The sequence below is a fragment of the Streptomyces sp. NBC_01314 genome (assembly GCF_041435215.1).
GTDB lineage: Bacteria > Actinomycetota > Actinomycetes > Streptomycetales > Streptomycetaceae > Streptomyces.
Window position 1 is genome coordinate 5,615,791 of the sequence record NZ_CP108394.1, and the last position, 14,347, is coordinate 5,630,137.

12 protein-coding genes are annotated in these 14,347 nt (G+C 71.8%); 4 read left to right on the plus strand and 8 right to left on the minus strand.

Features of this window, described 5'->3' with window-relative positions; translation table 11 throughout:
• The first annotated feature begins 392 nt into the window (after nt 1–392).
• Both OG622_RS24635 and OG622_RS24640 read left to right on the plus strand, forming a co-directional pair.
• Nucleotides 393–1,424: an ATP-binding cassette domain-containing protein gene (locus OG622_RS24635; RefSeq protein WP_371578806.1), complete on the plus strand. Its 1,032-nt coding sequence runs from the start codon at nt 393–395 to the stop codon at nt 1,422–1,424.
• Entirely contained in the window at nt 1,421–2,269 is an 849-nt protein-coding gene (locus OG622_RS24640) for an ABC transporter permease (RefSeq protein ID WP_371578807.1), read from the plus strand. Before OG622_RS24635 ends, OG622_RS24640 begins: the two co-directional genes overlap by 4 nt.
• Nucleotides 2,270–2,386: 117 nt before the next feature.
• Here the strand turns inward: OG622_RS24640 and OG622_RS24645 are convergent, their stop codons facing one another.
• The 6 genes from OG622_RS24645 to pdhA all read right to left on the minus strand — a co-directional run bounded on the left by OG622_RS24645 (nt 2,387) and on the right by pdhA (nt 9,509).
• Nucleotides 2,387–3,487, minus strand: a complete 1,101-nt coding sequence (locus tag OG622_RS24645; protein WP_371578808.1) for a TrkA family potassium uptake protein — start codon at nt 3,485–3,487, stop codon at nt 2,387–2,389.
• A gap of 103 nt (nt 3,488–3,590) precedes the next feature.
• The gene (locus OG622_RS24650) at nt 3,591–4,946 is read right to left on the minus strand and encodes a molybdopterin molybdotransferase MoeA (RefSeq protein ID WP_371578809.1); all 1,356 of its coding nucleotides are present in this window, start codon (nt 4,944–4,946) and stop codon (nt 3,591–3,593) included.
• The gene (locus OG622_RS24655) at nt 4,943–5,908 is read right to left on the minus strand and encodes an NTP transferase domain-containing protein (protein WP_371578810.1); all 966 of its coding nucleotides are present in this window, start codon (nt 5,906–5,908) and stop codon (nt 4,943–4,945) included. The genes OG622_RS24650 and OG622_RS24655 overlap by 4 nt, the downstream gene beginning before the upstream one ends.
• A gap of 114 nt (nt 5,909–6,022) precedes the next feature.
• Entirely contained in the window at nt 6,023–7,372 is a 1,350-nt protein-coding gene (locus tag OG622_RS24660; protein ID WP_371578811.1) for a dihydrolipoamide acetyltransferase family protein, read from the minus strand.
• A complete protein-coding gene (locus OG622_RS24665) occupies nt 7,372–8,376 on the minus strand; it encodes an alpha-ketoacid dehydrogenase subunit beta (RefSeq protein ID WP_371578812.1) in 1,005 nt (334 codons plus the stop codon). The genes OG622_RS24660 and OG622_RS24665 overlap by 1 nt, the downstream gene beginning before the upstream one ends.
• On the minus strand, nt 8,373–9,509 hold the full coding sequence (gene pdhA, locus OG622_RS24670) for a pyruvate dehydrogenase (acetyl-transferring) E1 component subunit alpha (protein WP_371578813.1): 1,137 nt from the start codon (nt 9,507–9,509) through the stop codon (nt 8,373–8,375). Before pdhA ends, OG622_RS24665 begins: the two co-directional genes overlap by 4 nt.
• 189 nt (nt 9,510–9,698) lie before the next feature.
• On the opposite strand from pdhA, the gene OG622_RS24675 reads away from it, so the two are divergent.
• Nucleotides 9,699–10,184: an Lrp/AsnC family transcriptional regulator gene (locus tag OG622_RS24675; protein WP_013002201.1), complete on the plus strand. Its 486-nt coding sequence runs from the start codon at nt 9,699–9,701 to the stop codon at nt 10,182–10,184.
• Nucleotides 10,185–10,317: 133 nt separating this feature from the next.
• Here the strand turns inward: OG622_RS24675 and OG622_RS24680 are convergent, their stop codons facing one another.
• Together OG622_RS24680 and OG622_RS24685 are read right to left on the minus strand one after the other, a co-directional pair.
• Nucleotides 10,318–10,908 (minus strand): TetR/AcrR family transcriptional regulator, encoded by a 591-nt coding sequence (locus tag OG622_RS24680; protein ID WP_371578814.1) that lies wholly within the window; start codon nt 10,906–10,908, stop codon nt 10,318–10,320.
• Nucleotides 10,905–12,422 (minus strand): 3-hydroxyacyl-CoA dehydrogenase, encoded by a 1,518-nt coding sequence (locus OG622_RS24685; protein ID WP_371578815.1) that lies wholly within the window; start codon nt 12,420–12,422, stop codon nt 10,905–10,907. Before OG622_RS24685 ends, OG622_RS24680 begins: the two co-directional genes overlap by 4 nt.
• A 147-nt stretch (nt 12,423–12,569) precedes the next feature.
• Between OG622_RS24685 and paaN the strand changes: the two genes are divergently transcribed.
• A complete protein-coding gene (gene paaN, locus OG622_RS24690) occupies nt 12,570–14,282 on the plus strand; it encodes a phenylacetic acid degradation protein PaaN (RefSeq protein WP_371578816.1) in 1,713 nt (570 codons plus the stop codon).
• Nucleotides 14,283–14,347 lie beyond the last annotated feature (65 nt).

The following is a 14,347-nucleotide window of genomic DNA, read 5'->3' on the forward strand; positions in this document are numbered from 1 at the left end:
CCCAGCACCTTCACGTCCCCGGCCGACTCCGACTCCCGGCCCGGCCCGGCCGACCCGCGTTGCCGATCCGGCCGGCCCGTGTCCCCGGTCGGCCCGCGTCCCCGGCGCGGCCGACCCGCAGGTTGTGCGATCAGGTACGTCCCGGACTCCGGTCCGCCTGCGCCGCCGCCCGGTCCATCAGCGCCCCTGGTCCTCATTGAGGTGCGCTCGGACTCCATGGGCGAGACCCGGGGGACTTCATGGCCGCACGGGTTCTCACCGACACGCTTCGCCCCCCGGTGTCGAAGCGCGGCCCCGACTCCCCGCGCGGCGACCGATGAGTTTCGGCGGTCCCGGTGGTCTCCCTTTGCGTAGCCCCGGACACGGGCCCCGCACGCGGAAGGATTCCAGACATGAGCGCACAGACGTCCGGCCTCGCGATCGAGACCGCGGGTCTGGTGAAGACCTTCGGCGAGACCCGGGCCGTCGACGGCGTCGACCTGGCCGTGCCCGCCGGCACGGTCTACGGCGTCCTCGGCCCGAACGGCGCCGGCAAGACGACCACGGTGAAGATGCTCGCCACCCTGCTGCGCCCCGACGGGGGCGAGGCGCACGTCTTCGGTCACGACGTCGTCCGGGAGGCCGACGAGGTACGCGGCCGGGTGAGCCTGACCGGGCAGTACGCCTCCGTGGACGAGGACCTGACCGGCACCGAGAACCTGGTGCTGCTCGCCCGGCTCCTCGGCCACGACAAGCGGGCGGCCCGCCATCGTGCCGGGCAGTTGCTGGAGGCATTCGGGCTGAGCGATGCGGCCGCGAAGCAGGTCAAGCACTACTCGGGCGGTATGCGGCGCCGTATCGACATCGCCGCGTCCATCCTGAACACGCCCGACCTGCTGTTCCTCGACGAGCCGACGACCGGCCTCGATCCACGCAGCCGCAACCAGGTGTGGGACATCGTGCGCGCGGTGGTCGCCCAGGGCACGACGGTGCTGCTGACCACGCAGTATCTGGACGAGGCGGACCAGCTGGCGTCCCGGATCGCGGTCATCGACCAGGGCAAGGTGATCGCGGAGGGCACGAAGGGCGAGCTGAAGGCGTCCGTGGGTGCCGGTTCCGTCCATCTGCGGCTGCGCGACGCGGCCCAGCGGCCACAGGCCGAGGAGGTGCTGCGCCGCGCCCTCGACGCCGATGTGCAGCGGGAGCCGGACCCGGTGGCGCTGACGGCACGCGTCGGCGGGGGGTCCGCCAACGGGCAGGGTGCCGCCGAGGCGGCCGCCCGAGCGCTGGCCGAGCTGGCCCGCACCGGCATCACCGTCGACAACTTCTCGCTGGGGCAGCCCAGCCTGGACGAGGTGTTCCTCGCCCTCACCGGACACGACACCAAAGCAGCGGCCGCGCAGGCCGACAACGCCCCCGAGACGAAGGACGAGGCGGCGGCATGAGCACCGCGACCACCACCGAGAACAAGGAACTCGCCCCCGTCAGCGCCGAGTCGCTCGCCGCGCTGCTCATCGCCAGGGAACGACCGCCGCGTCCCAGCGCCCTGTCGGCGTCCCTGACCTTCGGCTGGCGGGCCATGCTCAAGATCAAACACGTGCCGGAGCAGCTCTTCGACGTCACCGCCTTCCCGATCATGATGGTGCTGATGTACACGTACCTCTTCGGCGGTGCGCTGGCCGGCTCCCCGGAGGAGTACATCCAGTTCCTGCTGCCGGGCATCCTGGTGATGTCGGTCGTGATGATCACGATGTACACCGGTGTCTCGGTCAACACGGACATCGAGAAGGGTGTCTTCGACCGGTTCCGCTCGCTGCCGATCTGGCGGCCGTCGACGATGGTCGGCTATCTGCTGGGCGATGCCCTGCGCTACGCGATCGCGTCCGTGGTGATGCTCACCGTCGGCATGATCCTCGGCTACCGCCCGGACGGCGGGGTGCCGGGCGTGGTGGCCGGGGTCGCGCTGCTCATCGTCTTCTCGTTCGCGTTCTCGTGGATCTGGACGCTGTTCGGCCTGATGCTGCGCACCGAGAAGTCCGTGATGGGCGTCAGCATGATGGTGATCTTCCCGCTGACCTTCCTGTCCAACGTCTTCGTCGACCCGAGCACGATGCCGGGCTGGCTCCAGGCGTTCGTCAACAACAGCCCGGTCACGCATCTGGCTTCGGCGGTCCGCGAGTTGATGGCGGGCGAGTGGCCCGCCGCGGAGATCGCCTGGACTCTGGGCTGGTCGGCCCTGTTCGTGCTGGTCTTCGGGCCGATCACGATGCGGCTGTACAACCGCAAGTAAGCGCCCCGCCGGACCGCTCGGTCATGCGGGACCGGTGGTCCATGCGGTGAGGGCGCCCTGGGGATACGTCCCCGGGGCGCCCTCTTCGTCGTTCCCGTACCCGTCGCCGTCGATCCGCTACGGCAGGTGCTTGGTCTCGGGGGTGATCTTCGTGCTCGGCGTGGCGCGGACGATGGTGATGAGCCGGTCCGTCAACTGAAGCTCGCCGATGGACGGATCGTCGTAGCCGAGCACCCGATGTCCGCGCAGCACGCTGACCACCAGGTCCTCCGTCTCCCGCACACCACGGCCCACCTCTGCCTTTATGACCGGCCGTTCGGCGATGTCGAGCCCGCTGCCCTGCTGGATGAGGTCTTCCATGACCATGCCGGCGGCGGGGCTGAGCACGGAGAGCCCGAGCAGGCGTCCGGCCGCGCTCGCGCTGGTGATGACGACGTCCGCCCCGGACTGCTTCAGCAGCGGCGCGTTCTCCTCCTCCCGTACGGCGGCCACGATCTTCGCCCCGCGGTTGAGCTGGCGGGCGGTCAGCGTGACCAGTACGGCGGTGTCGTCCCGCGCGGTCGAGATGATGATCTGCCGCGCCTTGTGCGCCTCGGCCTGCAACAGCACATCGCTGCGCGTCGCATCCCCGACGACCCCCGTGTACCCATCGGCCGTCGCGGCGTCGATGACCTTGGAGCTGGGGTCCACGACGACGACCTGCTCCTTCTTCAGCCCTGTCGTGCAGACGGTCTGGATCGCCGAGCGCCCCTTCGTTCCGAAGCCGACGACAACGGTGTGCTCCCTCAAGGCCGCCCTCCAGCGGTTCAGTCGCCATTCCTCACGCGTGCGCTCCGTGAGGACCTCCAGCGTGGTTCCGACCAGGATGATCAGGAACAGCACGCGCAGCGGCGTGATCACGAAGATGTTGGTGAACCGGGCAGCGTCGCTGACCGGGGTGATGTCGCCGTACCCGGTGGTGGAGAGGGTGACGGTGGCGTAGTAGAACGCGTCGAGCAGGTCCACGGAGCCGTCGGAGTTGTCGTTGTACCCCTCGCGGTCGGCGTAGACGATGAGCGCGGTCGCGAGCAGCACGAACAAGGCCATCGCCAGCCGCTTGCCGACCTGTCGGATCGGCCGTTCGAGCTCACGTTTCGGCAGCTTGACCTGGTGGGTCACCAGACGCTCGTCCGCGTTGCGGGCGATCGCATCATGGCCCGGCAGTTTCACGTGAAACACTCCCCGTTTCGACGTACATCCCCTGGCTGTACTCCACCCCCGGCTGCCCGTTGTTTCACGTGAAACATCGTTGGCCGCAAGGCCGGTCGGCCATACCGATGTTTCACGTGAAACACACCTGGATCCCCGCTGTCGCCCAGGGCAGGTCGAGCAGCTCCAGCTCCTGACCGGGGCGGGCGCCGCCCGGCGGTACGACGGCAAGGGCATCAGCGGTGGCGATTCCGCGGAGCATAGCGGGACCGTTGTAGTGCAGCGGCACAGCGTCGTCACCGCGCAGACTGACGGGAACGAGCCGGGTGTCGTACGGATGCCCGTGCACCGCCTCCCGAAGAGGCATCGCGAACGGCTCCGGGGCCGGACGTCCGGCGAGGGTCCGCAGCAGGGGCTCGGCGAGCGTGAACAGTCCGGAGACGGCGGCCAGGGGGTTGCCCGGCAGACCGACGAGGTGCTGGTCCTGCTTGATGCGGGCCAGCAGCATGGGGTGGCCCGGGCGCACCTTCACACCGTCGACGAGGAGTTCGGCCCCGACGCGGCGCAGGATGGGGTGGACGTGGTCGACGGGTCCGGCGGCCGTGCCGCCCGTGGTGACGACGAGGTCGGCGGAGGACTTCTTCACGGCCCGGTACAGGGCGTCGGCGTCGTCCCCGAGGCGGCGTACGGCGGTGACCTCGGCGCCGAGCGCCCGGAGCCAGGACGGCAGCATCGGCCCGAGGGCATCTCGGATCAGCCCCTCGCGCGGAAGCCCCTCGGTGAGCAGTTCGTCGCCCAGGACGAGCAGTTCGACGCGAGGGCGGGGGAGCACACTCACCGTGTCGTACCCGGCGGCCGCCGCGAGTCCGAGCGCGGCCGGGGTGATCTGCGTGCCGAGCGGCAGCAGTTGGTCGCCGATGCGGCATTCCTGGCCCCGTGGGCGGATGTCCTGTCCGTGTGCGAGGTCCCGGGTCGGGTGCAGCCGCCCCTTGTCGTCGGTGCGGCCGTGCTCGCTGCGCAGGACGGCGGTCGTGTCGGGCGGGATGCGGGCGCCGGTGGCGATCCGGACCGCCTCCCCGTCCGTGAGCCGCCGGGGATCGGCGTGTCCTGCCAGCACACCGTCCTCCCGAACTTCCCAGGGCCCGGGTCCCGCGACCGCCCAGCCGTCCATCGCGGAGGTGTCGAAGGAAGGGAGGTCGGTGAGGGCTGTGAGGGCGGCCGCGAGAACGAGACCGAGGGCCTTGTCCAGGGTGACCGACACGGGGGCCCGGCGGCCGACCGAGCGGGCGGCGCGTTCGGCGGTGGCTCGGGCCTCGGGCCAGGAGGTGGCCCTGTGGTGGGAGTGGTCCTTGGCCCGGGGCGCGTCGGCCTGGCCGGTCGTGGGGGTCGCGCGGGAGGAGCGGGGCCCGTCCGGCCCCCGGACGGGCCTGTTGTTGGCCACGGCCAGCGCCTCCTCCACGTCGAGTTCTTCGGCGTCCTGAGCGGTCATCCGGTGGCCGGGCCGGTGCTGTGGCCGGTGCCGGGCGCGGCGCCGGGCTCGGTGTCCGGCTTGACGTCCGGCTCGGTGTCCGGCTTGGCGTCGGGGGTGTCCTCGTCGGCCCAGCGGAGGGCCAGGGCGGACGCCTTACGGGCGGCCTCGGTGACCGCCTCGGGGCCTCCCCCGGCCTTGGCCGCGGCGTAGCCGATCAGGAACGTCGTCAGCGGAGCGGCGGGCCGGGCCACACTGTGGGCGGCGTCACGGGCGAGGTCGAGCAGTTCGGTGATGTCGACGTCGAGGTCGATCCCCAGCTCGTCCTTGACTGCGGAAATCCATTCATCCAACACGTGGCCATGCTCCCTGATCCGTGCGCGGGCGGCGGCGATGTCGTCCCAGGTGTCGCAGTCGAAGGACGCGACCGGGTCGGTGATGCGGGTGAGGCGCAGTGCGGCGGTCAGCCGCCGCAGAGGGAGCCCGGTGAGGCTTCCGTGCTCGGCGGCGAGCCGCGTGAGCTCACGGCGCACGGCCTCGGCCCGGTAGGCGGCCACGAGGGGCTGGTCGCGGCCGTCGGGGTCGGTGACCAGGACGCCGTCGGCGGGGCCCGCGCTGTCCGAGAGGGTGTCGAGCAGTCGCCGTACCGTCTCCTCGGCCAGAAACGGCAGGTCGGCGGAGAGGACGACGACGTACGGCGCGGTGGTGTGCCGGAGTCCGGCGTCCAGCGCGGCGAGAGGGCCGCCGCCCGGGGGTTCCTCGCGGGCCCAGAGAACGGGTCGCGCGGTGGGCCGGGGTTCGGCGACGACGACGGTCGCTCCGGCCCCGGCGCAGGCGGTCAGCACCCGGTCGAGCAGGGCCCGTCCGCCTACGCGCACGGCGGGCTTGTCGGCGCCGCCGAGCCGCCGGGCGGCGCCTCCGGCGAGCACGACGGCGTCGAACGCCTCGGTACCGGGGCCGCCCGGGGGCTCGTACGCGGTCACCCCCCGAGTATGCGGGCCCTGACGATCACAGGGAACGCGGGGAGGCCGCGCAATCACGGCCCGGTCGGCTCCGACGGCGGAGGACGATCGGACCCGACCGGGCAAAGCCGGTGATCAGAGTGTGCGCAGCAGCACCGCCGGCTGTTCGACGCAGTCCGCCACGAACCGCAGGAAGCCTCCCGCCGCGCCGCCGTCGCAGACCCGGTGGTCGAAGGTGAGCGAGAGCTGCACGACCTGCCGTACCGCAAGCTCGCCCTCGTGCACCCAGGGCTTGGGGACGATGCGGCCGACGCCGAGCATGGCGGCCTCGGGGTGGTTGATGATCGGTGTGGACCCGTCGACGCCGAAGACGCCGTAGTTGTTCAGCGTGAAGGTCCCGCCGGTCAGCTGGCCGGGCGTCAGCGTCCCGGTCCGCGCCGCCTCGGTCAGGCGGGCGAACTCGGCGCCCAGCGACTCCGCGTTCCTGGTGTGCGCGTCCCGCACGACGGGGACGACCAGCCCCCGTTCCGTCTGCGCGGCGAACCCGAGGTGCACCTGGTCGAGACGTACGACCTCGCGGGCCTCCATGTCGACCGTCGAGTTCAGCTCCGGGAAACGGGCCAGCGCCGCCGTGCAGATCCGGGCGAGCAGTGCGAGGACGGAGATCTTCGGACCGCCGGACGTGTTCAGCGCCGCACGGGTGCGCATCAGCTCCGTCGCGTCGGCGTCCACCCAGCAGGTCGCGTCGGGGATCTCGCGCCGGCTGCGGGAGAGCTTGTCGGCGACGGCGCCCCGGACGCCACGCAGGGGGATGCGGGTGGCGGAGGGGGCCCCGGCGGGCGCGGGCTGTGCGGCAGGTGCGGCGAGCGGCTGCGCGGTCACGGCCCGCGGCGCCTGCACCGGGGCCGAGGCGGCCCGCAGCGCGTGCTCCACGTCCGCCCGCAGGATCAGCCCCTCGGGGCCCGAGCCATGCACCTTCCGCAGGTCCAGGTCGTTCTCGCGGGCGAGACGGCGGACGAGCGGGGAGATGACCGGCACGGGTCCGTCCGGGCACTCGGGAGCGGCGACCGGGACGGCTGTCGTATCGACGGTGGTGAGCCGCACCGCCGGCGCGGCAGGCACCGCGGACCGGATCGGCTCCCCGGGCCGCACCCGCCTGCGTCGCGCCGGTGGTGCCCCGGTGCCGTATCCGACCAGCACGTTCCCGGAGCCCTCGTCGGCGGTGACGCCGGAGGCGGGCGCCCCTACGGCCACCGTCAACAGCGGTGCCCCGACGGGCAGTTCCGTGCCCTCCTCGCCGAAGCGTGCGGTGACGACCCCGCCGTAGGGGCAGGGGACCTCGACCATGGCCTTGGCCGTCTCGACCTCGACGACCGGTTGGTCGATCGCGACGACGTCCCCGACCTGGACCAGCCAGCGGACGATCTCGGCCTCGGTCAGCCCCTCACCGAGGTCGGGCAGCTTGAACTCCAGCACGTGGGCCATCAGTTCTCCGCCTCCCACTGCAGGCGCCCCACGGCGTCCAGGATCCTGTCGACGCCGGGGAGATGGTGCCGCTCCAGCATCGGCGGCGGATACGGGATGTCGAATCCGGCGACGCGCAGCACGGGCGCCTCCAGATGGTGGAAGCAGCGCTCGGTGACGCGGGCCGCGATCTCGCCGCCCGGCCCGCCGTAGGAGCCGGACTCGTGGACGACGACCGCGCGTCCGGTCCGCCGTACCGACGCGGCGACCGTCTCGTCGTCGAAGGGCACCAGGGAGCGCAGGTCGACGACTTCGAGGTCCCAGCCCTCGGCCGTGGCCGCCTCGGCGGCCTCCAGGCAGACGGGCACGGACGGGCCGTAGGTGAGGAGCGTGGCGCTGCGGCCGGCGCGGCGCACGACCGCGCGGCCGATCGGCTCGACGGCCTGCGGTTCCTCGGGATTCCAGGAGTCCTTCGACCAGTACAGGCGCTTGGGCTCCAGGAAGACGACCGGGTCGTCGGAGGCGATCGCGGCGCGCAGCAGACCGTAGGCGTCGGCGACGGTGGCGGGCGTGACGACATGGAGCCCCGGAGTCGCCATGTAGTACGCCTCGGAGGAGTCGCTGTGGTGCTCGACGCCACCGATGCCGCCGCCGTACGGGACGCGGATGGTGATCGGCAGCGGCATCGCCCCGCGCGTGCGGTTGCGCGTGCGGGCGACGTGGCTGATGAGCTGCTCGAAGGCCGGGTAGGCGAACGCGTCGAACTGCATCTCCACGACCGGCCTGAGCCCGTACATGGCCATGCCGACGGCCGTGCCGAGGATGCCCGCCTCGGCGAGCGGGGTGTCGGTGACCCGGTCCTCACCGAACTCCTTCGTGAGCCCGTCGGTGACCCGGAAGACACCGCCGAGGGCGCCGACGTCCTCGCCCATGACGTGCACGGTGGGGTCGGCGGTCATGGCGTCGCGGAGGGCGCGGTTGAGCGCCTGCGCCATGGTGGCGGGCTTGAGGGCGACGGTGGTCATCGGTGCGCCCCTTCTCGTTCCGCCGCCAGCTCGGCCCTGAGCAGGGCCTCCTGTTCGCGCAGTTGGGGGGTGGGTTCGGCGTAGACGTGGGCGAAGAGGTCCATGGGGTCGAGGACGGGGTCCTGGTTCATGCGCTCGCGCAGGTCGGCCGCCATCGTCTCGGCGGCGTCGTGGGCGGCCCGGACGCCGTCCTCGTCGAGGAGGCCGCGCTCGGTCAGCTCGTGCTCCAGGAGGGCGATCGGGTCGTGCCCACGCCAGGTCTCGACCTCGGCGTCGCCCCGGTAGCGGGTCGCGTCGTCGGCGTTGGTGTGGGCGTCGATGCGGTACGTCACCGCCTCGACCAGCGTGGGACCGCCGCCCGCGCGCGCGTGGGCCACCGCTTCGGCGAGCACCTGGTGCACGGCCGCCGCGTCGTTGCCGTCGACCAGGCGGCCCGGCATCCCGTAGCCGACGGCCTTGTGGGCAAGCGACGGGGCCGCAGTCTGTTTCGCCAACGGGACGGAGATCGCGAAGCCGTTGTTCTGGACGAGGAAGACGACCGGGGCCTGCCAGACGGCGGCGAAGTTGAGCGCCTCGTGGAAGTCGCCCTCACTGGTGCCGCCGTCGCCGACCAGGGCGAGCGCCACCACGTCGTCGCCCTTGAGGCGGGCGGCGTGCGCGAGGCCCACGGCGTGCGGGAGCTGGGTCGCGAGCGGGGTGCACAGGGGTGCGACGCGGTGCTCGTGCGGGTCGTAACCGGTGTGCCAGTCGCCGCGCAGCAGCGTGAGCGCCTGCACGGGGTCGAGGCCACGGGCGACGGCGGCGAGGGTGTCGCGGTAGCTGGGGAAGAGCCAGTCCCGCTCTTCGAGGACGAGCGCGGCGGCGACCTCGCAGGCCTCCTGGCCGGTGCTGGAGGGGTAGACGGCGAGCCTGCCCTGCTTGGTCAGGGCCGTGGCCTGCGTGTTGTAGCGCCGACCGCGCACGAGCTCGGCGTAGAGCCGGCGCAGCAGCGCGGGGTCGGCGTCGGCCGCCGCGTCCGTGCCGAGCACGCGGTACGGCAGCGCGTCGGGCAGCAGCGGCGCGGGGTCCGTGCGGGGCTGCCAGGCGGGCGGCGGTGTCGGGCGGTACGCGCCCCGCTGCTCCATGACCGTCATACGGCACCTCCTCGTGGGAGTGGCTCCGGGACGCGGCACGGCTGTGACACGTCTCACCTACCGATTGTTCGGTCGTTGACGCATTTTGGCTACAGGCACCCTCAGGCTGTGGACAAACGGTTCTGCACAGCCTGAAATGAACGCAGTACGTCCATGGTAGGGAGGCAGGGGCACATGGCACCTGAACAAATGGCCGAGCCGCCGGAGCACGGCCCGGCCCTGCCGCCCCCTCGACCGCTGGACGCCATAGACCAGGACATCCTGCGCATGCTGCAGGCCGACGGGCGCGCCTCGATACGGTCCGTCGCCGAACGCGTCCACGTCTCCCGCGCCAACGCCTACGCCCGCATCAACCGCCTCATCGAGGACGGCGTGATCCGTGGCTTCGGGGCGCGCGTGAACCACGAGCGCGCCGGAAAGGGCACCTCGGCCTACATCACCCTCAAGATCGTGCAGAACTCCTGGCGCACGGTCCGCGACCAGCTGCGCCAGCTGTCCGGCGCCGCCCATATCGCCCTGGTGGGCGGCGACTACGACGTCCTGCTCCTGGTGCACACCTCGGACAACAGGGCCCTGCGCGAGGTCGTCCTCACCAAGCTCCAGGCCATCCCGGAGGTGCTCAGCACCCGGACACTGCTGGTGTTCGAGGAGGAGGACGTGGAACCGGAGGGCTGACCGGGCCCGAGCCCGTTCGGGCCACCGGAGAGCCGGTCAGCCCCGAACTCCCGTGCCGCCGGAGTCGATCAGCCCTGGCTCCCGGCTCCCGGAGCATCGATCAGCCCCCGCTTCCCGGGCCCACCGGAATCATTCAGTCCTGGGCGCGAAGCCCCGCGAAGACCAGGTGCGTCACCGCGTCGGACACTTCCCGCTCGCCCATGCCCCGCCCGTCCGGCCGGTACCACTCCACGATCGAGTTGATCATCCCGAAGACGAGCCGGGTCGCGAGGCGCACCTCCACGTCACGGCGCACATCACCCTCGGCGGCCGCGGCCTTCAGCAGCTCGGCGACCCGGTGGTCGAAGTCACGGCGCCGCTCCAGGGCCCAGCGCTCGGTGTCGGTGTTGCCGCGCACGCGCAGCAGCAGGGTCACGTAGGGAAGCTCGCTCATGAGCACCTCGACCATGCGCCGTACGACGTGCTCCAGGCACTCCACCGCACGTCCCGCGCGCGCGGGTTCCTCGTCGAGGATTCCGAAGAGGCCGTCCAGCGCCCGGCTGACGGCCCGCCGCAGCAGTTCCTCCTTGCTCGTGACGTGGTGGTATATCGACGACTTGGAGATACCGGCCGCCTTGGAGAGGTGCTCCATGGACGTGCCGTCGTAGCCGCGTTCGTTGAAGACCCGGACCGCGACGGACAGCAGTGTCTCCGGGGTGTACGTGTCGCGCTTGGCGGTGGTCATGAGGAGGTGCCCTCCCGCTTGTCGGAGGCGTAGGCGTGGCGGTAGAGCGCCAGCGAGGGCGCGTAGCGCCCGGAGGGGTCGCGCAGGTGCAGGTCGTCCAGGAGGGAGTACGCCCAGTTGCGGCCCAGCCTGCGGCTCCATTCGAAGGGCCCCAGCGGGTAGTTGACGCCCAGGCGCATCGCCGTGTCGATGTCCTCCTTGGTGGCCACGCCCTTGGCGACGGCGTCGTGCGCGAGGTCGACGATCCGCGCCACGATGCGGGCGACGATCATGCCGGGGGCGTCCCCGATGACGCTGACGTCCTTGCCCAGCGCCTGGAAGAGCCCGGTGGCCTCCGCGAGGGTCTGCGGCGAGGTGTCCCGGGAGGCGGACAGGGCGATCCGGGTGGCCCTGCGGTAATCGAGTGCGAGGTCGAAGTAGACGACGTCCCGGAACTCCACGGAGGTCTGCCCGTCGGCGAGGGCCAGCTGGCCGCCGCTCGGCAGCACGAACCGGGTGCCGTGGTCCTCCTCGTCCTCGCGGACGGCGATGCCCGCCTCCCGGATCAGCGGGAGCAGGTCGGCCGCGGGGCCCAGATCACCCTCGACGACGACGTACGCGGGCGCCGGGACCGGCTCGGCGGTGTGCGGCTCGGGGCGCTCGGCGTCGTCGGCGTACTCGTACCAGCCCTGCCCCGTCTTGCGGCCGAGCCGGCCGGACTCGACGAGCCGTCGCTGGGCCAGCGAGGGCGTGAAACGCACGTCCTGGAAGAAGGCCTGCCACACGGAGTGGGTGACGGATTCGTTGACGTCCTGCCCGATCAGGTCGGTCAGCTCGAAGGCGCCCATCCTGAAGCCACCGCACTCGCGCAGGATCGCGTCGATGGTGACCGGCTCCGCGGCCTGGGACTCGTACACCGCGAAGGCCTCGGCGTAGAACGGGCGTGCGATGCGGTTGACGATGAAGCCGGGGGTGTCGGCACAGGCGACCGGCGTCTTGCCCCAGGCGCGGGCCGTCTCGTACGCGCGCGTGGCCGACGTGAAGTCGGTGGAGAACCCGGAGACGACCTCGACGAGGGGCAGCAGCGGCGCGGGGTTGAAGAAGTGCAGGCCCACGAAACGGCCCGGATTGCGCAGGGCGCCGCCGATGGCCGTGACGGACAGGGAGGAGGTGTTGGTGGCGAGCAGACAGTCCTCGCCGACGACGTCCTCCAGCGCGCGGAACAGCTCCTGTTTGACGTCCAGCCGCTCCACGACCGCCTCGACGACGAGACCGCAGTCCGCGAGGTCGGCGATGCCCTCGGCGGCGTGCAGCCGGGCGCGCGCGGCGTCCCGGTCGGCGGCGGTCATGCGGTCCTTCGCGACGAGCCGGTCGAGCCGCGCGCCGACCGCCTCCGCGGCCTCCCGCGCACGGCCGGGAACAGCATCGAACAGCCGTACGAGGTGGCCCGCGACCAGTGCGACCTGGGCGATGCCCTGGCCCATGGTGCCGGTGCCTACGACGGCCACGGGGCTGCCGGGGTCGAGTCCTGTCATGTGCGCGATCCTCCCGCACGGGGTTGTCCACAGATGCGGCGGACCCCCTTGTACCGACCGATCGTTCGGTTACTCTAGCCTTGTCCGCCTGTTCCTGCCCAGGTCAGAGCTTGACGAAGAGCTTCTGACGTGAGGAGTTGGTCAAGCATGGCCGCCGAGCCGTCCGCGCACGCCCTGATCGCCAAGCACCGGCCCACCCTCGACCAGGCGCTGGAAGCGATCCGCACCCGCGCGTACTGGTCGCCCCACCCCGAGCACCCCAAGGCGTACGGCGAGAACGGCAGCCTGGGCATGGCCGAGGGCAAGGCCGCCTTCGACGCCCTCCTCGGCACCCGACTCGACCTCGGCCAGCCCGGCACCGACGACTGGGTGGGCGGCGAGGTCTCCCCGTACGGCATCGAGCTGGGCGTCACCTACCCGCACGCGGACATCGACACGCTGCTGCCCGCCATGAAGGCGGGCCGGCGCGCGTGGCGCGACGCGGGCGCGGAGGCGCGCGCGGCGGTGTGTCTGGAGATCCTCAAACGGATCAGCGACCGCACCCACGAGTTCGCCCACGCCGTCATGCACACCAGCGGCCAGGCCTTCATGATGGCCTTCCAGGCGGGCGGCCCGCACGCCCAGGACCGAGGCCTGGAGGCTGTGGCGTACGCGTACGCGGAGCAGGTCCGCACCCCGGACACCGCGGAGTGGAGCAAGCCCCAGGGCAAGCGCGATCCGCTCGCGCTCACCAAGAAGTTCAAGCCGGTGCCGCGCGGCACCGCCCTCGTCATCGGCTGCAACACCTTCCCGACGTGGAACGGCTACCCGGGCCTGTTCGCCTCCCTCGCCACCGGCAACGCGGTGCTCGTGAAGCCCCATCCGCGCGCGGTGCTACCGCTCGCCCTGACGGTTCAGGTCGCCCGCGAGGTCCTCGCCGAAGCCGGCTTCGACCCCAACCTGGTCGCGCTGGCCGCCGAGCGCCCCGGCGAGGGCATCGCCAAGGACCTGGCCACCCGCCCCGAGATCCGCATCATCGACTACACCGGTTCGACGTCCTTCGGCGACTGGCTGGAGGCCAACGCCCGCCAGGCGGAGGTCTACACGGAGAAGGCCGGCGTCAACACGGTGCTCGTCGACTCCACCGACGACTACAAGGGCATGCTCTCCAACCTGGCCTTCTCCCTGTCCCTGTACAGCGGCCAGATGTGCACCACCCCGCAGAACCTGCTCATCCCCCGCGACGGCATCACCACCGACCAGGGCCCCAGGTCCTACGACGAGGTCGTCGCCGACCTCGCCACCTCGGTCGGCGGCCTGCTGGGCGACGACGCGCGCGCGAACGCACTGCTCGGCGCGATCGTGAACCCCGACGTCAGGACCCGCCTCGAAGCCGCCGCGTCGCTCGGCGAAGTCGCCCTCGCCTCACGGGAGATCAGCAACCCGGAGTTCCCCGGCGCGGTCGTCCGTACACCGGTGATCGTGAAGCTCGACGGCGCGCGGAAGTACTGGGAGCGGACCGAGGACGAGGCCGCCTACATGAGCGAGTGCTTCGGGCCGGTGTCGTTCGCCGTGGCCGTCGACTCGGCCGCGGACGGCCTGGAGTTGCTGCGGCGGACCATCGGCGACAAGGGCGCGATGACCGTCGGCGCGTACACGACCTCCGACGAGGTGGCCGAGGCCGTCGAGGAGGTCTGCCTGGAGGAGTGCGCGCAGTTGTCGCTGAACCTCACGGGTGGGGTGTATGTGAACCAGACCGCGGCGTTCTCGGACTTCCACGGGTCCGGTGGGAATCCGGCGGCGAACGCGGCTCTGTGCGACGGAGCGTTCGTGGCCAATCGGTTCCGGGTGGTCGAGGTCCGGAGCGAAGCGCTCCGCTAGGGGCGCCGGGTGACCGCGATGGCCGGGCGTCCGTGGGCCGTCCCCGGCTGGTCGCGCGGTTCCTC